16 protein-coding genes and 1 tRNA gene are annotated in these 18,715 nt (G+C 40.7%); 8 read left to right on the forward strand and 9 right to left on the reverse strand.

Features of this window, described 5'->3' with window-relative positions; translation table 11 throughout:
- The first annotated feature begins 252 nt into the window (after window positions 1-252).
- Together V7O67_RS09050 and pheT are read left to right on the forward strand one after the other, a co-directional pair.
- On the forward strand, window positions 253-1,176 hold the full coding sequence (locus V7O67_RS09050) for a UbiA family prenyltransferase (protein ID WP_342305150.1): 924 nt from the start codon (window positions 253-255) through the stop codon (window positions 1,174-1,176).
- A 128-nt stretch (window positions 1,177-1,304) separates the two neighbouring features.
- Complete coding sequence (gene pheT, locus V7O67_RS09055) at window positions 1,305-2,927, forward strand: phenylalanine--tRNA ligase subunit beta (protein WP_406669908.1); 1,623 nt, start codon at window positions 1,305-1,307, stop codon at window positions 2,925-2,927.
- A 349-nt stretch (window positions 2,928-3,276) separates the two neighbouring features.
- On the opposite strand, the gene V7O67_RS09060 is transcribed toward pheT, so the two are convergent.
- The 5 genes from V7O67_RS09060 to V7O67_RS09080 all read right to left on the reverse strand — a co-directional run bounded on the left by V7O67_RS09060 (window position 3,277) and on the right by V7O67_RS09080 (window position 7,718).
- Window positions 3,277-3,372, reverse strand: a tRNA-Arg gene (locus V7O67_RS09060).
- Window positions 3,373-3,413: 41 nt separating this feature from the next.
- Window positions 3,414-4,166 (reverse strand): sulfite exporter TauE/SafE family protein, encoded by a 753-nt coding sequence (locus tag V7O67_RS09065; RefSeq protein WP_342305148.1) that lies wholly within the window; start codon window positions 4,164-4,166, stop codon window positions 3,414-3,416.
- Window positions 4,167-4,202: 36 nt separating this feature from the next.
- Window positions 4,203-4,901, reverse strand: coding sequence for a TrkA family potassium uptake protein (locus V7O67_RS09070; protein WP_342305147.1), 699 nt, complete (start codon window positions 4,899-4,901; stop codon window positions 4,203-4,205).
- Between the two features lie 5 nt (window positions 4,902-4,906).
- On the reverse strand, window positions 4,907-5,917 hold the full coding sequence (locus V7O67_RS09075) for a potassium channel protein (RefSeq protein ID WP_342305146.1): 1,011 nt from the start codon (window positions 5,915-5,917) through the stop codon (window positions 4,907-4,909).
- Between the two features lie 52 nt (window positions 5,918-5,969).
- The gene (locus tag V7O67_RS09080) at window positions 5,970-7,718 is read right to left on the reverse strand and encodes a site-2 protease family protein (RefSeq protein ID WP_342305145.1); all 1,749 of its coding nucleotides are present in this window, start codon (window positions 7,716-7,718) and stop codon (window positions 5,970-5,972) included.
- Between the two features lie 466 nt (window positions 7,719-8,184).
- On the opposite strand from V7O67_RS09080, the gene ftsZ reads away from it, so the two are divergent.
- The 5 genes from ftsZ (at window position 8,185) to V7O67_RS09105 (ending at window position 14,225) form a co-directional block, all read left to right on the forward strand.
- Window positions 8,185-9,381 carry a cell division protein FtsZ gene (ftsZ, locus tag V7O67_RS09085; RefSeq protein ID WP_406669909.1) on the forward strand — a complete coding sequence of 399 codons (1,197 nt, stop codon included), beginning with the start codon at window positions 8,185-8,187 and terminating at the stop codon, window positions 9,379-9,381.
- Between the two features lie 80 nt (window positions 9,382-9,461).
- Window positions 9,462-10,943 carry a dihydropteroate synthase-like protein gene (locus tag V7O67_RS09090; protein ID WP_342305143.1) on the forward strand — a complete coding sequence of 494 codons (1,482 nt, stop codon included), beginning with the start codon at window positions 9,462-9,464 and terminating at the stop codon, window positions 10,941-10,943.
- Between the two features lie 127 nt (window positions 10,944-11,070).
- Window positions 11,071-12,543: a response regulator gene (locus tag V7O67_RS09095; protein ID WP_406669910.1), complete on the forward strand. Its 1,473-nt coding sequence runs from the start codon at window positions 11,071-11,073 to the stop codon at window positions 12,541-12,543.
- Between the two features lie 172 nt (window positions 12,544-12,715).
- Window positions 12,716-13,678 (forward strand): methenyltetrahydromethanopterin cyclohydrolase, encoded by a 963-nt coding sequence (gene mch / locus V7O67_RS09100; RefSeq protein ID WP_406669911.1) that lies wholly within the window; start codon window positions 12,716-12,718, stop codon window positions 13,676-13,678.
- Between the two features lie 73 nt (window positions 13,679-13,751).
- A complete protein-coding gene (locus V7O67_RS09105) occupies window positions 13,752-14,225 on the forward strand; it encodes a DUF2124 domain-containing protein (protein WP_342305141.1) in 474 nt (157 codons plus the stop codon).
- Between the two features lie 64 nt (window positions 14,226-14,289).
- On the opposite strand, the gene V7O67_RS09110 is transcribed toward V7O67_RS09105, so the two are convergent.
- The gene (locus tag V7O67_RS09110) at window positions 14,290-15,300 is read right to left on the reverse strand and encodes a class I SAM-dependent methyltransferase (protein WP_406669912.1); all 1,011 of its coding nucleotides are present in this window, start codon (window positions 15,298-15,300) and stop codon (window positions 14,290-14,292) included.
- Between the two features lie 125 nt (window positions 15,301-15,425).
- Here V7O67_RS09110 and V7O67_RS09115 point away from each other — a divergent pair, with 125 nt between their 5' ends.
- Window positions 15,426-16,166 (forward strand): ArsR family transcriptional regulator, encoded by a 741-nt coding sequence (locus V7O67_RS09115; RefSeq protein WP_342305139.1) that lies wholly within the window; start codon window positions 15,426-15,428, stop codon window positions 16,164-16,166.
- On the opposite strand, the gene V7O67_RS09120 is transcribed toward V7O67_RS09115, so the two are convergent.
- The 3 genes from V7O67_RS09120 to V7O67_RS09130 all read right to left on the reverse strand — a co-directional run bounded on the left by V7O67_RS09120 (window position 16,163) and on the right by V7O67_RS09130 (window position 18,710).
- Entirely contained in the window at window positions 16,163-16,849 is a 687-nt protein-coding gene (locus tag V7O67_RS09120) for a DUF2110 family protein (RefSeq protein ID WP_342305138.1), read from the reverse strand. The two genes, V7O67_RS09115 and V7O67_RS09120, sit on opposite strands and share 4 nt — an antisense overlap.
- 16 nt (window positions 16,850-16,865) lie before the next feature.
- Window positions 16,866-17,447: a MarR family transcriptional regulator gene (locus V7O67_RS09125; protein ID WP_406669913.1), complete on the reverse strand. Its 582-nt coding sequence runs from the start codon at window positions 17,445-17,447 to the stop codon at window positions 16,866-16,868.
- 108 nt (window positions 17,448-17,555) lie between these two features.
- The gene (locus V7O67_RS09130) at window positions 17,556-18,710 is read right to left on the reverse strand and encodes a tRNA (guanine(10)-N(2))-dimethyltransferase (RefSeq protein WP_406669914.1); all 1,155 of its coding nucleotides are present in this window, start codon (window positions 18,708-18,710) and stop codon (window positions 17,556-17,558) included.
- Between the last annotated feature and the right edge of the window lie 5 nt (window positions 18,711-18,715).

Raw genomic sequence — 18,715 nt, forward strand, 5'->3', positions numbered from 1 at the left:
TATGAAATAATAAGGGATTTATCATTTAGATAAATATTGAATTTATATTATACTAATAATGGTTGTTAAGGGTATTGACCAGGCGCATGTTTTTACTTATAACTCCGATCTGGTACTTTGTGTTTCCTTTGTTATTTTATATTAAACTACGTATATATGTACATTGATATAAGCTTAATGTCCATAGATATTATTATAAAAGCATAATTATATTCATTGTTTTAACATGCATGTACAAATCTATTAGATTTCATGAGTTTTAATGTACATGGCATTGGTTCCCGATTTAGAGGTACTAACAATACTAATACTAACATTGCAAAGCTTGCAGGTATGCTATGGAAAGAAATAGTATTTGGTGGCCATCTGTTTGCCACAGGTTCTGTTTCTGTAATAATGGCATGTGCCACGATTTTTATGATTCCTATAAGCTGGGATATTTTGTTTGTTTCTTATCTATTGTTCTATGCAATCTATTTATATGACTATTCAGCAGGTGCATCTTCAGATGAATTAACAAATGAGGATCGAGCCCGGTATCTTCAATGCAAGAACAAAAGCAAATTCATAGTTACCATAGTATCTGTTATTCTGTTTCTGGTTCTTTTCACATTTACAAATGCAGTTACAATTCTTATTGGTCTGAACATTCTGATATTCGGTCTTCTTTATGGCAGTTACTTCAAGAAACTGACAAAAAAGATACCTGCTTTCAAGAATATTTTTGTTTCTCTGGTCTGGTCTTTCATGGCACTTTTTTTGTTTGTCTATTATTCTCTGCCCATAACATATGGCGCATTGATGCTTGCACTTTTTGTTTTCATAAGGATGATGAACATACAGATCCTCTTTGATGTAAGGGATGTGGAGGGTGATATTGCAGATGGTCTTTTGACGATTCCTGCTTTGTTTGGGGAAAGGGCCTATACTTCCATTTTGCGTTTGATCAATTTCGTATCGATCGTTTTTGTCCTTGTATGCGTAATTCTGGGCTTGCTTCCGTTCTTTACACTGGCCATCATGCCCATGTTCTACTATGCTGTCACTTATATTGATAGAGTAATGGAATCAAAGAAAAATTATTCATCCTATGTCTTTGCAGCGTGTGAACCCATTATGTGGGCAGTGCTTATCTTTGCAGGACGGTCAATTTCTATGTTCAATATCATGGCCTGAGGAATATTTTTGATTTCGGCGTCGTTACTGCTGTAATCTGCATTTAAACAAAACCATTAAATGTAAAGCTGGATATGTTCTGCTAGATTATAGCTAGAAGTAACCAGGGAAGGAAAGAGGAAAACCCGATGCCTATAATAACCCTACCATATGAAGATCTTGAAGAATTAACCGGGACTGATAAGGATACCATCATCGAACGTGTGCCAATGATTGGTGCGGACATCGAGCGCATAGAAGAGAAATCCATAGATATTGAGTTCTTCCCTGATCGTCCTGATCTCTACAGCGTTGAGGGAGTAGCACGTGCAATGCGTGGTTTCCTTGATATTGAAGTCGGTTTTCGTGAGTATGAGGTCAAACCGTACCAGGTAGAGATCTCAAAGGATGCTGGAATAGAGGACATTCGTCCGGTATTCGGGTGTGCTGTCGTAAGAGGTGTAAATTTTAGTTCTGCTTCTATTAAGAGTCTTATGGATCTCCAGGAGTCCCTTCATTGGGGTCTTGGGCGCGACAGGAAGAAAGTATCAATCGGTGTACACGATCTCTCAAAGGTAGAGCCTCCCTTCCGCTATATTGCAGCAGACCCTGACTTTGAGTTCATCCCGCTTGATTTCACAGAACCTATGTCCATGAGGGAGATACTTGAAAAACATCCAAAGGGTGTGAGATTTGCACATATTTTGGAAGGCTTTGAGAGCTACCCTCTTATTTTGGATTCCAATGGAAATGTTCTTTCATTCCCTCCAATAATCAATGGTACATTAACGATGGTAAACGAGAATACTACCGATCTGCTGGTGGATGTCACGGGACTGGGTGATGAAGTATACACTGCACTTAATATTGTGACAACCGCACTTGCAGAGCGCGGTGGCCAGGTCGAGTATGTGAAAGTAATCAAGGCGGATGGTACAGAGCAGATTCCTCTCGACCTTACACCTCGTGTCAAAATACTGGAAAGGTCGGAGATTAATTCTTTGATAGGTATGGATCTTTCCAGTGAGGAAATAATCAGGCAGCTTAAGCGTATGGGATTTGGTGCCACGGAACTTGGGGATGGTGTCATTGAAGTTATGATACCCCGCTATCGTGCAGATATCCTGGACAATTCTGACATCATTGAGGATATTGCTATTGGCTATGGTTTCAACAAAATACCCGCAGTGTTCCCTATGAATGCAACTGTTGGCAGTTCCCATGAACTATCTGACATCGGTTCTTCTATGAGGGAAATAATGACAGGCCTTGGCTACCAGCAGGTCATGCCTTTCACTCTGACAAGCGAAAAAATTCATTTTGAGTGGATGTGTAGGGAACTTACTGATGATGTTACATATGTCATGCATCCAATAAGTGAAGACCAGACTATGGTGAGAACCACGATTCTTCCAAATCTAATGGAAATCCTTTCCATGAATCAGCACAGAGAACTTCCTCAACGTATATTCGAGGCAGGTGATGTTGTGATCAATGGTAATAATGGTCTGCATCTTGCAGCTGTTTCCATTAGTCCTCAGGCAAATTTTACGGAAATAAGGGAACTTGTGGATGCCCTGATGCGTGAACGTCTTGTGGAATATGAAATTACTGAATCAGATGACCCTGCTTTCATGGAAGGCAGGAGGGCTGATATAATCGTTAATGGTAAAAAGATAGGTGTCATGGGAGAACTGTTCCCACAGGTAATAGTCAACTTTGGCCTTGGACAACCTATTGTAGGATTTGAGATCGATCTGATAGACCAGTAGGTCTGTCATTTTCTTTTTTATTTGTAACTATTCAGCCTGGCACGATTTGCCTATTGGTACTGATTTCATCGAAATAGAGATGTCTGCTCACTAACAATCTAACAATCAAAAAAGCAATCAATAGCAACAATCAAAATAAATGATCCTAATGAAATTTACGTTTCAACTTTTTGTCAAGATTGTTATTGATAGCGTTTTTATCAGGCTGAATAGTTACATTTATTTTTATATAAAATCACTGTTCGAATATTCCAATATGATATACTATCCGTTCAATTCATTGTTCACAGTGTAGTATCAACAAAGCTAGCTATCTGCTCTCGCAGTATAACTAAAAAATAGATCAGAACGGGCCCGCCGCGATTCGAACACGAGTCGATGGGTATCTCCGGACCAATAGGTCACATCGAAGCCCATCAGGATATCCTGGCTACCCTACGAGCCCATAAGGCAACTACTGATTGCTGTAGCCTGTATTAAAGGTTTCTATAATATAAGTCCTGATATAATTTTGAGTGCTATTATCAGGAGCACGACTCCAAACGTCTTTTGAAGTGTTTCTGCCTTTATTTTACCGTGCATTACGTGAGAACCTAACTGTGCTCCTAAAAATGATGCCATCACTACAGACACCACCATGTATGGGTCAGGATTCCAGGAAGATACATGCGCCATAAATGCTGACAGGGATGTAAAAAGTACTATAAATCCGGAACTTGCTGCAGCTCGCTTTATAGTAAATCCAAATATCAGTAGTAAGGGTACGATAAATGTGCCACCACCAATTCCAAGCATACCTGATATGATTCCTATAATCAATCCGCAGATGCCTATTAGCGCATATCTTTTTTCCCCGCTAATATGTTTTCCGTGGTACACGTTTTGAATTCTGGAAAAGATCATCTCTTCCCCAACGATCAGCATAAGCAGTGCAAACATAAAAAGCAGTAGATTTACAGGTATTATTATTGTGAAATATGCTCCAATCAGTGCTCCTATCATTGTGACAACTATGAAAGGTATTGTTATTTTGAAATCAACCATCTGTTTTCTAATGTATGTGATGGCTGCAGAACCTGAGGTGATTGTGTTAAGAAGCAGTGCAATGGTGACAGATGAGATAAAATCTCCACTTAGCCAGTAAAAGAAAGGCACGTAGAATATGGCTCCACCAAGTCCGATCATTGAAAAAAGTGCAGATGCACAAAAGACTATAAGAAAAAGAACTATGTTTTCCATTAGCAACTATCCGTAAAGGTGGTAATTTTTTGTATATCACTTGGCCTTGACATACTTATCCTTGAACATCTTTATTTCTTCTTTTCCGCCAACAACAGCAACAACATCACCTTTCAATATTATTGTGGATGGCAGTATGTCTGTGATAATTTTTCCATCTCTTTCAATTCCTATTATGGTGCATGCCATTTTATTTCTCAGGTCGATGTCTGCGACACTTTTATTTGCAAGCTCTTTATCGCTGGTGACTGTGTGTTTCTCAATGTCTATGCCTTCATATAACATGATATCTTCATTCATTTTTTTACATGAAACATCAAGAAGGCAACGAGATGTCATTTTTGCAAGCATCTGACCGGCAACAATTGGGAGTGCTGCAACATAATCAGCACCAGCTTTGTAGATCTTATCAATTGATTTATAGGAATTTGCCCGTGCTATAATGGTGGATTTTGGGTTTAATCCCCGGGTGATGAGTGTAGCAAACATGACATCAGTATCGTCATTCAGGGATATGATAACTGTAGCTGCATTTGGAATGCCTGCCTGTATAAGGATTTCTTCTTCTGTTGCATTACCCACGACATAGTTATAGTCTACATTTTCAAAAATGTGGACATTAGAATCCACAACAGTGAATGTTATCTTGGCGTATTTGAGAGTTTCCACTACGCGCCTGCCAACATCCCCGCATCCAAGTACTACCAGATGTCCTTTGTCAGTTGCATTTTCCATTCCTGTCACTCCATGTGTTGTGTCAGTTTCTTCAGACGGGATAATTGCTCACTTGAACCTATTGCAAGCAGAACAGAATTGTCCTTTATTACTTCATCCGATTTGATAATAAAGGTCAAGCTTCCACCTTTCCACATCCCCACAACATTGGCACCGGTTTTTTCCCGAATGGCTGCATTTTTCATGTTTTTTCCTACAAGGGGGCTTTTTGGGTATATGGGCAATTCCACAATGCTAACGCCTTCAAAGAACTCTGTGGCTCCTGTCAGCCTGTTAACAAAAGGATCAGTTGCTTTTCTTCCAATGAACCTTCCAAACATTTCCTTTGGAGAAACAACACTGGTGGCACCGGCATATTTAAGGTACTTTTTATTGGATCTGTCTTCAACTATGGCTATTATATTAAGATCGCTGATGTTACGGGCTGTCAATACAATATTTGCATTTAATTCATCTGAGCGGTTCGCGATCAGGAAATGCGCATCTTTGATATTAGCATATTTTAAGGTCTCTTCTTCGTATACAGAGCCAAATATGGTATGAATATTTTTTTTGAGCAGATTTTTTACCAGCTCCGAATCTTCTTCTATAAGAACATATGGAACATTATTCTCATTCAATTCCTCAATAAGTGTTTCTATAAGCCTGTTATAACCACATATTATTATATGGTCCTTAAGTTTTTTTGAAGATTTGGTAGGTATATTGGAATGGATCACCTTTTCCATCCAGGTAATTATCAGGGTGAAAAGTATCCCGAAAACAAGAGGTATTCCTGATAACTGTACAAAGACTGAGAATATTTTACCCAGGTGTGAGGTTACAACAATGTCTCCATATCCTACAGTAGTAAGGGTGGAGACTACCCAGTAAAAAGCATCGTAAAGGTTTACGTATGTGGTCTGACCTTCATAGATCATTATCCTTATAAAAAGAAGCATGTAGAATAGTATGATGGCAAGAGCTCCAGTGACTGATTTTAACAAGGTCATGTGCCAGAGATGCTCGTTTTTCACCTATTTCTCACCTTCAGGTCTTAACTCCTTTTTATTGAGTTACGTGATGTGGTCAGAATCCATGTACGATGTATGGTCCAAATATCATGAACAGGAATGACAAAAGTATCAGCATTGCAAAGCTTGCAGCTATCAGTGCAGATACATGCTCTGCCTTTTCTTCATTGCCTGTTATCCTGAACACGAATGCGTTCATGTAGTCCCTGAATACGTGTCCGCCATCAAGGGGTACGGCAGGCAGGCAGTTGAAAAGCCCTACATAGAAATTCAGCCAGCCAATCCACAGAAGAGCATTTGCAAGCCAGAATACACCTATTCCAAAAGGTTCAGCCCATCCGATGGGTTCGTAGAACTGTGCCAGTGTTCCGCTGAAACCCGGGAATCCCTCTCCTGCGAAACCAATGATAGGCAGTCCCAGAAGTATTAGCCATCCTGCAATTCCGGTTAACATTTGAGGTATGCTCTTAAAGAGATCAAGGTAAGCAGTGGCGGGGAATTCTCCCACGTCAATCCCAAGGGATGTTTTAACCTGACCATCCACACTTGTAACAACGCCTAAAAAGCCTTTGTTCTCAACATCAGGGTGTTCTGCCAGGGTAACATTATGCTTTGTTGTCCCATCCGTATCTTCTGCCCCAAGTTCCACAATAACTTCCTGTCCTGGTTCACTGTTATTCATTATGGTTCTGAAATCAGTGTATGAGCGTATTGGGCTGTCATCTATATACAGAATGTTCATGCCTGCTTCAAGTCCTGCAGCGGACGCTGGTGAATCATCGACTATGCTCTGTATCTGTATGCCCGCCGGTTCAATGTCTGTGTCTATGACCTCGGCTCCATAGCTGGATATTTTCCGGTCGGATGCCGCATAGACTGTAACTTTTGTTCCTGTTTCAAGTCCATCAAGATATTCTAACATATCATTGATATTGCTTATTTGAGTGTCATCTATCTGGGTGATGACCATGTTCTCCCGAATGCCTGCTGCATAGGCAGGACTTTCTTCCTGAACGCCAACGACCATGGTATCCCCGAGTGGAGAAAGTGATCCAAGTACCGGGCCGAAAAGGAGGCTGAATGCGAGAAGTGCAACAACAAAGTTTGCCATAACTCCAGCTGCAAGAATACGTGCTCTTTGTTTGCGGCTTGCAATTTTCTCATCACTTTTGACAACTTTGCTGACCACTTTTTCCTCTTTATCGTCGCCTACGACTATTCCAAGCCTTCGGTCTCCGTATGGGTCATCTGTTTCACTGTATTCTTCTTCCTTTTTGCCGAAAAGTTCCTCTTCATCCGGTTCAGCAAAACCTCCGATCGGAACGACTGCAAGCAGGATTCCCATGGATTTGACCCTTATGTCCTCAACGCGGCAGAGTATGGCATGTGAGAACTCATGTACTATAAGAGTAACAACAAGTGCAATTATGCCCCATGTCAATGGTATGAATTCGTTGACGCCGGGTATGAGGAAAATGTTTCTTGCCTCGTTGAATTTACTTGGCTCCGGCATTGAATTACTTCCAATGGAAGCTATCATTGCAATGTCGGACAATATGATAACAAGAAACATTGCTATCATTCCAATGAACATCAGTCTGATGCCTATATCTGCATAGACTCTCCATGCTTTCTTTGGAACTGCAAGTTTGTCCAGAAGTTTCAACCCGTGTGTTGTCCTTATCATAAGGACAGGTCCGTAAGTGCTGATATTATACTTTTTCAATATTCCTTTCCTGTCAAGTATTATTACGGCTATCCAGTAAAGAAAAAAGAGTGTTAATGCAATATTTGTTCCGTCCAAAAAAAATCTCCGGCATTAGTGTTATTCGAATATGGTTCTAATTCTTTTTATAAGGTATATATGTTTGTCACTTTATACCTTGCAAAATATATACTTTTTCAAGTTAGATACGGGTAAATTATTGAATTGTCTACTTATATAAACTACATAAATATAATAAAACGATGGGATATACTTATATATGTCATTTCTTAAATGTACTACTCGACGTTTGTCTGCTTTCCGTCCCTTTCTTAGGGGGTTAATGCGAGGATGATATATGAAACGTTTGACAGGCTTTCAAAGCTGTCGTTGGTTATCAGTTATTTACTTGCATAAAAGCATAAGTATAAAAACAATAAAGGAAATATAGCAATCATAGAATTGTGAAACGTTGATAAACGTTGATGAATGGTTCGGCGTTGAAGAGCAAAGCCTAAAAAGCGAATACTATACCGTGATGTAACATATCCGTGAGGGGATGAATGTGCAATCGATAGTTCAGGAAGCATTAAAACACACTGAAAAAGAAAAGGAGTACCGCCAGACAATAGCAGTAGATGACCAGCTAGACATTCTTGGTCAGCCCCGGATTATGATCGTGGGTTGTGGCGGTGCAGGCAATAACACTATCAATAGGCTCTATAACCTCGGAATTGAGGGAGCAGAGACTGTTGCAATCAACACTGACAAGCAGCATCTTGACCTTATCCGTGCCGACAAGAAGATCCTTGTGGGAAAAACACTGACCCGTGGACTGGGTGCAGGAGGTTACCCTGAAGTCGGTGCAAAAGCAGCAGAACTTGCCCGTGGCACACTTGAAGAGGTCTTTAAGAACTCAGATCTTGTTTTCGTTACAGCAGGTATGGGAGGAGGAACCGGTACCGGTGTAGCCCCCGTTGTAGCTGAAATTGCAAAAGAACAGGGAGCTATTGTTGTAGGTATGGTTTCCAGTCCTTTCAGAGTTGAAAGAGCAAGGGCAGTCAAAGCGGAAGAAGGACTTGAAGAATTCCGTCGTGCTGCAGACACGGTTATTGTTCTTGACAACAACAGGCTTCTGGAGTATGTGCCCAATCTTCCAATAGATCAGGCATTTTCCGTAATGGATCAGCTTATCTCCGAGACCGTTAAGGGTATTACCGAAACTATCACAAAGCCTTCACTCATCAATCTCGACTATGCTGATATCAGGTCTATCATGGGCTGTGGTGGAGTAGCCGTTATGCTCGTAGGTGAAAGCAAGAACCAGGACAAGAGTGATGATGTTGTCCGTTCCGCACTTAACCATCCATTGCTTGATGTTGATTACAGAGGTGCTACCGGTAGTCTTGTACACATAACAGGAGGTCCGGACCTCAGTCTGAAGGAAGCCGAAGATATCGCTGCTTCACTTACATATGAGCTGTCACCCCGTGCAAATGTTATATGGGGAGCCCGCATTACCAATGAGTACGAAGGCAGGGTACGTGTTATGGCTATCATGACCGGCGTCCAGTCAGCACAGATACTTGGTCATCCTCAGTGTAATATTGCCAGTGAGAGTGTACCGGTCTCCAATCGTGTATCCGAAGCACCACGTTCACACAGGCGCGCAGGCACATCTGTTAACAGAGTAAGCCGTCCGGTTGTTGAACCAATGCACACCGGTGCTAATGGTGGTTCAATAATAGACATAATCCATTAAATCCTAACAATTTGTCCGGCATATACCGGACCTGCCTTTTTGGCAGTTATTCTTTTTTACTTTCATTACTATTTCAATTCATGAAAATACTGATAGCTACGGGCAGACTTGCTGAGCAGACAGTAAGCAAGGCTGTGGATGACCTTGCTGACGTGCTTATTGCTGATACCAAAGTAGCCGCATTCATTACTCCTCGTAAACTGCTTGCGGCAATAGCAGAACATGTTCAAAGTTTTGATTACGACCTTATTTTCCTTCCAGGTCTTGTGTCCGGTAATTTTGCAAAAGCTGAAGATGAACTTGGATGCAAGATACGCCTTGGGCCCAAACATGCTTATGATCTGGGTTTTGTACTTCCGTTTGCAGAAGGTATGGAATTTTCCAGAGAGGTACCTGCCTGTGAACTGCTCGCAGATGTCAGGCGGGAGATGGCTCTTGAAAAAGTGCAGGAACTCGAAGATGCTGCATTTGTCCCTCTGATACTCGGGAATTTGAAAATCGGTGGCAATTCTCGTATGAAGGTAATGGCTGAGGTAGTTGATGCCACAGGCCTGGATTCTGAAGTTCTTGCCTTGAAGGTATGTAGTTTTGAGATGAAAGGCGCTGATATAATAGATCTTGGAGCTTCCCTGCATGCAACTCATGAGGATGTAAGGCGTGCAATCGGAATTGCCAGGGAAAACACCAGTTTGCCTCTGAGTATTGACACCCTTGATCCAGTACTTATCAGAGAAGCCCTGCATTGTGGTATTGATCTTGTGCTCAGTCTTGACAGCAGTAATATTGGTGACATTGGTGCTGACATTGCTATGGCAGGTGTACCTGCTGTGGTTATACCTGACCCCGGAGAGGGCTTTGAGAGCCTCGTCAATAACATCGACTTAGCGCATTCAGTGGGCGTAAATAATCTCATTGCTGATCCGGTCCTTGATCCGATAGGCCACGGAATTGGTGATTCAATTGTCAGGTATATGGATTTCCATAAACAAAACCCTGATATTCCTGTCTTCTTTGGCGTTGGCAACGTAACAGAACTTATTGATGCGGATTCAACAGGTGTCAATGCAACATTATGTGGCATAGGTGCAGATGTGGGTGCAAGCATCCTCTTTACTCCTGAGTACAGCAACAAGACCCAGGGCTCCATCACCGAACTAAAGAAAGCTTCCCAGATGATGATGCTCTCAAAGGAACGTCAGAGTTCTCCAAAGGACCTCGGCATTGACCTCATTGATATTAAAGAGAAAAGAAGACGTACCGATTCTGTTCTCCCAAGTAATTTCGTTCAGGCAGAAAAGAACAAGATGTGGACTCTTGACCCTAAAGGCAGTATCGTGATAAGCATAATTCCAGATATCCATGGGAAAAAAGAAGGCTGTATCCTTGCTCAACATGATAGTGCATCCATTGTCGGCAAGAGTGCAAGAGAGGTCATGGACACAATTCTTAAGATGGAACTTGTTTCAAGAATGGAACACGCAGCCTATCTGGGACAGGAACTCAAAAAAGCAGAGTTGGCCCTGAAACTGGGAAGAAGTTACTCTCAGGATGATGCTTTTTAGGAACAGTTAATTCCTTTTTTTTTGCAGGCAAAAGCCGAATGGAATGGGTGGATGTGCCTCTTTCGAATTGCTTGTCCAATATAGCTAGGCAAGTTTATATAAATGTAATATTATATTGTGTTTAGTTATGTCTTCTAAATACAAGATTCTGATCGTAGATGATGAACCATTAAATATTGAGTTACTTTCAGTTTATCTTAGGGATACATATGATATTTTAACCGCTTACAATGGTAAGGATGCACTTGAAAAAGTTCAAAATGAGAGCCCTGATCTGATCCTTCTTGACGTAATGATGCCAAACATGAATGGTTATGATGTTTGCCGCACCATACGCAAAGAATTCAAGATGGATTTCACACCTATAATAATGGTGACAGCTTTGACTGGTAAGGCTGATCATCAGAAAGGAATTGATGTAGGGGCGGATGAATTTTTAAAGAAACCCGTAGGCAAGTTCGAACTTGATAAAAAGATCACCTCTCTTCTGAGGATAAAAAAGATGCATGATGATCTTCTTACGGAAAAAAACACAGCTTATCATTATCTTGATTATGTCGGAGTACTTGTTGTAGTACTTGACCTTGATTACCGGATTCTGCGCATTAATAAAAAAGGAATAGATCTACTGGGTTACAGTTCTGAAAAATTGATAGATCGTGAATGGATAGAGTCTTTTGTTCCTATCAGTTCGGTAAATGATGTGCGTAATCATTACGATGGTCTTGCATCAGGAACGATAAAACCATATAGACAGCATGAATTTCCTGTTATAATCAATACTGGTGAAGAGCGACTTTTCAGATGGTATGACTCTCCATTGCTTGACAATGCAGGTAACACCACAGCCATTTTGATATCAGGGGAAGATATTACTGAAATAAAAAAAGCTGAAAAACAGCTTAAAGAGTACGCTGTGCAACTGGAGCGTTCAAACGATTTGAAAGAACTGTTTACAGATATTATGCGACATGATCTGGTGAACCCTCTAAGTCTTGTCAAGTCTTTTACAGAATTACTCTCTGAAATGGAGTCTGATGATTATAAGAAAGAGTTGCTTGAAAATATTAATGAAGCCACAGGAAAACTGATCTCAATGGTGGATGATGCGGCACATCTGGCAAAGCTGGAATCTGTGGACGATATAAATTTTGTGAAGATTAACATTTACTCGATAATGGCTGATGTGGTCAATGGTTTTATGAATCAGGTCCATGACAAGAATATAGGTCTTAAGATTCAAGCAGAAAAGGAATGCTATGCTGTTGCCAATCCTATGATTGAGAGGGTATTCGTTAATCTGTTATCTAATTCTATCAAATATAGTCCACAGGGTAGTACTGTAATTATTGATATTGTCGATATGGTGGATAAATGGAAGATCAGTTTTACGGATCAGGGTGATGGTATCCCTGATAAAGATAAACTGGCTGTGTTTGAGCGTTTCAAGCGCTTGCACAAGGATAACATAAGAGGTACTGGTATTGGACTTGCTATTGTTAAAAGGATTGTGGACCTCCATAATGAACAGGTCGGAGTAATCGATAATCCTGATGGCAAGGGAAGTATTTTTTGGCTGACTCTGAAGAAAGATATCTAATTTTCTTTTTCAGGAATGTTTTTATTGTTATTTGTTTTTCCATAGTTGAATCTGTTCAGCTTAAAAGTCACAGCTTAGCGAAAAGTAAGTATTCTATTATTTCTCAGGAATCGCTAATTATATATGCTTACCTGCCTAATGACACTCGATTAACTGCACAAGAGTGATAAATGTGATAAGTGTCAACGAAAAGGGACTTGCTATTATTGATGAGATGCTCGACTGGGAAGAGGACCTTAAGGTAAAATCCACAGAACTTGAAAATGGTGCAACTATCATTGACTGTGGTGTTAACATGGAAGGTGGTTATGATGCAGGTATGTATCTGTCACGCCTCTGTCTTGCCGATCTTGCAGACATCAGTTACACGAAATTCGACCTTGAAGGTCTTCCGGTACCGGCTATTCAGGTAACAACGGATCATCCGACAATTGCATGCATGGCTTCCCAGTATGCCGGATGGAGAATTGCTGTAGGCAAGTACTTTGGAATGGGCTCAGGTCCTGCAAGGGCTCTTGGTCTTAAGCCAAAAGAGCTGTATGAGGAAATAGGTTACAAAGACGATTCCGAATTTGCAGTACTTGTGATGGAATCAAGCGAGCTTCCTAATGAGGAAGTTGTCGAGTACATAGCAAAGCACTGCAGTGTCGACACTGAGAATGTTTACATCGCTGTCGCACCGACCGCTTCTATTGCAGGCAGTGTACAGATATCCGCCCGTATAGTTGAAACAGGTATCCACAAGCTCGAATCCATTGGTTTCGATATCAATACAATCAAGAGTGGTTTCGGTGTTGCACCGATTGCCCCTATAGTGGGAGATGACACAAAATGTATGGGCTCAACCAATGACTGTATCATCTACTGTGGTGAAACCTATTATACAGTCGAGTATGGAGATGCAGACAAGCTTGCCAACTACGTCAAGCAGGCACCATCCACAACTTCAAGGGACTTCGGAAAGCCATTCTACACAACCTTCAAGGAAGCTGAATTTGATTTCTTCAAGGTAGATGCCGGAATGTTCGCTCCTGCAAAGATTACCATCAACGACAGGAAGACAAAGAAATCCTTTACCAGCGGAAGAATAAACCCTGGAATTCTCCTGGAATCATTTGGTGTAAAAGAAGTCTAACTTTCTAACAGGCTTAAATTATACCGATACAACCTTAAAGGTTGTATTGCTTTTTTTCTTTCGGAGACAGTCAATGGATATAATAAGTACTTCAAAAGGTATCGGCGGCCAGCTTACGGAATTCAGGAAACTTGTGAAAGAATCCCAGCGGATCACTTTTATCGGTACTGTTGGTTTCTGCACACCGTTTGCGGAACTAATGGCATTTGTCCTCAGGGGCACAGGTAAAGATATGGTATTCCTTCCAAATCTGCAATCTGATGAAGCACGTATGATAGTTTCATCTTCCCAGGGAATGCAACTTGGAGACATAACAGCCCCTTCTGCAGACACTGTTGTCCTGCTTGGCGGGCTTGCAATGCCAAAGATAGGCGTTGAACCTGAAAAGATGAAAGAGCTTATAGATGGTCTATTGCAGGAAGCTGAAAAGAAACTTGTTATAGGTGTTTGTTTCCAGTCAATGTTTATGGATCAAAAATGGCCGGAAGTAATTGATTTTGACTACATCATAGATGCAGACCTTACAAATGAGGTCAAAAAAGTATAATCCAATTTGTTTAAAATTGTTCAAATTGATTATTGTTTTTGCTTATATAACTCTCATTTTTTATTCAACTTATCCGGGCATCTACTACTACATGCCAGATGCCGGGTGAATATTTTTTGATCTTCCTGCAATCCAGTATTTCCACATTTCTGCCGGCTTTTGATGCTGCATGTTCAATGCGCTCAATTGGTCTGGAAAATATCAGGCTTTCAGGTGTAGTCTCATGGTAGTGTAGCATTCCTCCCTCTTTTTTGATAGCTCTGATACCATATTCAAGATAATGGTGTGTGGTCCCGACATAACCCATTATGACCCTGTCTGCGATGTTCTCGGGTGTAAAATTGGCACAGTCACCATTTCTGGCTTCGACGATACTTTCTGCATGGTTTAATGAGACATTCTCCCTGAGATAGAAGAAGGATTCAGGATTTATCTCTATAGCTAAAATCTTGCGTGGCTTTGCATGGACTGCAATTGGAATTGAAAAGTATCCGATACCTGCGAACATGTCAACGATGATCTCATCGGAACCCACAGTGCTCATAAGTTTCTTCTCGTAAAGGTTGCCTTTTGAAAACATAACCTTTGTAACATCAAGCTTGAATAAGCATCCATTTTCCTTATTGATGGTTTCAGTGTTGTCACCAATAAGTATCTCTCTTTCAGGAAGTCTGAACTGTCCGCTTATTCCAAGGTCACGTACCACAGTATTGCATGATGGATACATCTTGATCAATGACTTTGCAATTCTTTCTTTTAAATGGTCAACAGATGGGTCGATAGTAACAATAATTATGTTACCGAGGATCTGCCATCCCGAAGGCAACATACTCAGTTCTGTTTCCGTAATGTTTCCACCAAGTATTTCTTTAAGCGAACGCCATTTGTTGTAGAAAAGAGCATTTTCCTGCTGGTACGTTTCAAATCCCTTTATATCATCAGTAACAGGTATCTCAAGGAAGCGTTCTTCGGCATCAATTACCTTTATCTTTCTTTCGGGGTCAAGCTTACCATCTTCTATTATACTAAGCCTTACGGTTTCTGCTTCTTTTACCGGTACACGAATAACTTTCATCATAATAACCTGAATTCTTATTTGTTTAATGCTGATTAAATGATACAGCAGGCTTTAAATATTGATGCCAACTCATTCGCTTAACAGCGAACATTTAAATACGTTGTTGGTCTATTGGATATTGAATGAACAACGGAGATAACACTGCCATTTTTTCCACTGATATTGGGTTTATTGCTCTTAATGGTTCTGTAAAGATTAAAATACTTGACTTTCTCAAAGGTGGCTGTAGATCATTTGATGAAATAGTCCAGTACACAGGAAAAGCGAAGTCCACAATTTCCGTTCATCTCAACGACCTGAAATCCCAGAGTTTACTCGAAGAAGCTATCGATGCGAATGATAAAAGGAAGAAAGTCTACTTTTTGAAATGTCAGTACGTTGCATGTTCCCAGGAACCCGGGATAAAGAATTATTGTGAGATGCTTGGAGTTATAGGCTCTCCAGATATGAATTCCTTTGGTTGTCTGAAATGTTTGTTCCATGCTGTGCAGTATGGTTTCCGTGCCTACGGGGTAAATTGTGATCCCATCATGAGGAAAATAGGAAATGATGTAGGAGCCAGTCTTGCCAGAAATTTTGTTTCAAATGAAACGGGACAGATACTGGATGAAATGATGGCTTTCTGGGAAGAACACGACATTGGAAATTTCAAAGTACTGAGCAACGATCCCATTAAAATAGCTGTTTATAACTTTTTTGACTGCCGTTCAATCCCAATTGAAGAAAAGACCTTATGCTCTTTTGCACAAGGTGTTTTTGAAGGTGTTTTCAAAGAAAAACTGGGCATTGAATGTGTAATGCAAATGCTTGGCAATTGTGATGAAAATTGTGACTCCTGTCATTTCCAGATGATTCTGCTTTAATTTGATGCTTTCATAACTCCAAGTTCACCTTTAACAAATCTGCCAATGGCAGCAACGATTCCAGGTCCGTCACTCGTTTCCCTGCAAGTTATCATGTGTTCCATGAGTCCCAGTCGTTCTATTCCATAGATATCTCTTGCGTGACCGGTTCTTTTGACGGCTGCTTTAAGTTCAGAGCGTGTAACTGCATTGGCAATCACTCTGTCCTGACTTGATTTTTTCCAGCTCCACCAAAGGTCTGCCTGTGATTTTGTAAAAACACCCACGTTTGCTGTTTCATCGGTTATCTCTACTTTTACGGGTAAACGTTTGATCAGTCCAAAACGAGTTGCTATCTGTTTTGCAGTTCCAACTCCAAGAACCGTGAGATTCCTTTTCGGGATGCTTACAAGAGTTCCTACGTCAACGATTATTTCGGTTTCCCGTATCTGATGTATGACGCCGGAATAAACTTCATTCTTTGTAAGTTCTGTGACAGGCGTACCAAATTTACCAACGAGGTAATTGGAAACGAATTCGCTGTCCTCTCCGCTAATGTCAACCTTAAGCCAGTTATCTTCCGATATTGAGAATTCTGCTGAAGCATCAAGCTCTTTTAATTCATTCCCTACAAACATTTCTGCTGAATGGAGTGCTCTTTCACGGTTGCCATAGATTTTTAATAATAGATTTACAGTGACCATTTTATTGTCCTTTCAATTATTGCTTCATTACCAGATCAAAGATATTCTGTATCTCATTGAGTTTATCCAGACCTTCGTCATCGATAAGGTCTTCATTCTCTTCTATTGAATTTAAAAGTAACTGGATATCCCGGCTAAAAGGACCAATTTTCATCTTCATTTCTTGAGGCTCTGAATTCTTATTGAAAAGATTATCATATGTAGTTACTATTTGCTCGTGTAACCTGCTAATGTGTTCCAGGGTTAGTTTTTTCTCATTCTCTGAGCTTTCTGTGTCCTGTGCAGTGGCCTCATCACCCTTTTTCTCTTCTTCACTATCTGGTGATTCTCCTTCAAGAGCAATTATCAGATTTTTCAGCGCATCGACTACTTTGTAGCCGTGATCAGTCAATTCCACGTATTTTACACGACCGTCAACTGAAAAACGGACAAGTCCATGTTCTTCCATTTTTGATAGTATCTTAGTAGTATGGGCAAAAGTTGAATTTATTTCCTTGGTTATAACGGATGCATATGTCTTCTGGAAAGACCAGATCGCAAGAAGAGCAAGCACCGGTTTCTCTTGCAAAAAAAGTTGTTCTACATATTCTTTTGTCATGAAAGCTCCCCTTTATGTATACATTTTGAACCCTTGTTTGCAAAAACATCATCATACCTTGCATTATATATTTTAATATATATCATTAAAATAAAATAGTATATATGTTTATCGGAGCATGGTTATTATAGTTTCAATTTCGTCGATGTTTGCATCAGTCTTAAAAGAGGTACCGCTAAAATGCGTCCTTGAAGCGGCAAATCCCTGGTTTTGAAGTTCTTGTATGACCGTTTCGATCCGTGAAGCGGAAACTCCTACTTTTTTACATATCAGGTGCTGGTCATAGAACATGGGTATATCCAGTTCATCTCTGCATAATTCAAGCATTTTGATAGCAAACTGTTTGGTGCCACAATTACGTGTCTCCAGTTCAGTGATGGTTTCATTGCAAAAATCCGGGTTATGTAATTTGCCAAGCCACATAGGCCCACCGATTATGTTTTTTCCATCACAATGGCTACAGTTATCCTTTATTGGAACTGCAAGACCATGAATGCTTTCCCGGTGTCCACATTGTGGACAATGTGCGATAAATCCCATGTTCTGCAGCATTGTATCAGCTCGCTTTGCACCTTTTTTTATTTCAAGGTATGTGCGCACGTAATGTCTTGTAGCATGGGTCAGAAGTGGATTCATAGCTTTATCGTGAAGTGATAATTCCCTGGCTATTTTTCCAAGTAGCATACGAACTCCCATTTCGCTGTGGTATTCGTTATTAAAAGGTATTGCAGCATATTTTCGTATGCCTGAATTTAGATGGGCACCACAAAGAGGCGCAGTATCTGTTGCTGTCACTTCGAGCAGATTGACTACAGAGCGGGCAGCTGCAGCTAGGAAAGGCCCGGGAGTGCCGAATGGATCAAGGTCAACTATATTAAAATGTTTCTCATGAAGAAGTACATTCGCATTCTTATGGCTTGCAACGGTATTATGATCAATTTCCAGATTATCTATGTTCTGCTGTATAAGAGCACAGGCTTCTTCACTCCAGTCATTGAGAGTTGTGTGGACACCTAGCTCATTGGAGATCCTGAGTCCACGAATGCCAGAGGCTGAAAGAGCATCCACATAAGTGATGACCTTTTCAGGGTCAGGTTCCATTCTCTTAACAAAAGCAGATGTTGCAGCTACGGAGATATCACGATTCATCTCCATGACCGGATTATAAAATACAGGGGCTGCAGATGGTGCAAAATTCGCTCCTTCCGCAGGGATGGGAACCAGGATCTCAGTATTTCCTTCCTTTACAGATCTTACTTTCATCCGGT

It is taken from the genome of Methanolobus sp. ZRKC4, assembly GCF_045291305.1.
Lineage (GTDB): Archaea > Halobacteriota > Methanosarcinia > Methanosarcinales > Methanosarcinaceae > Methanolobus.

What these genes read in the sequence shown, in the direction of transcription:
- V7O67_RS09050 (WP_342305150.1), top strand. Translation starts at nt 253, where the DNA reads ATGAGTTTTAATGTACATGGCATTGGTTCCCGATTTAGAGGTACTAAC.
- V7O67_RS09070 (WP_342305147.1), bottom strand. Translation starts at nt 4,901, where the DNA reads ATGGAAAATGCAACTGACAAAGGACATCTGGTAGTACTTGGATGCGGG.
- V7O67_RS09095 (WP_406669910.1), top strand. Translation starts at nt 11,071, where the DNA reads ATGTCTTCTAAATACAAGATTCTGATCGTAGATGATGAACCATTAAAT.
- pheT (WP_406669908.1), top strand. Translation starts at nt 1,305, where the DNA reads ATGCCTATAATAACCCTACCATATGAAGATCTTGAAGAATTAACCGGG.
- V7O67_RS09130 (WP_406669914.1), bottom strand. Translation starts at nt 18,710, where the DNA reads ATGAAAGTAAGATCTGTAAAGGAAGGAAATACTGAGATCCTGGTTCCC.
- V7O67_RS09105 (WP_342305141.1), top strand. Translation starts at nt 13,752, where the DNA reads ATGGATATAATAAGTACTTCAAAAGGTATCGGCGGCCAGCTTACGGAA.
- V7O67_RS09090 (WP_342305143.1), top strand. Translation starts at nt 9,462, where the DNA reads ATGAAAATACTGATAGCTACGGGCAGACTTGCTGAGCAGACAGTAAGC.
- V7O67_RS09115 (WP_342305139.1), top strand. Translation starts at nt 15,426, where the DNA reads ATGAACAACGGAGATAACACTGCCATTTTTTCCACTGATATTGGGTTT.
- V7O67_RS09110 (WP_406669912.1), bottom strand. Translation starts at nt 15,300, where the DNA reads ATGAAAGTTATTCGTGTACCGGTAAAAGAAGCAGAAACCGTAAGGCTT.
- V7O67_RS09120 (WP_342305138.1), bottom strand. Translation starts at nt 16,849, where the DNA reads ATGGTCACTGTAAATCTATTATTAAAAATCTATGGCAACCGTGAAAGA.
- V7O67_RS09065 (WP_342305148.1), bottom strand. Translation starts at nt 4,166, where the DNA reads ATGGAAAACATAGTTCTTTTTCTTATAGTCTTTTGTGCATCTGCACTT.
- V7O67_RS09125 (WP_406669913.1), bottom strand. Translation starts at nt 17,447, where the DNA reads ATGACAAAAGAATATGTAGAACAACTTTTTTTGCAAGAGAAACCGGTG.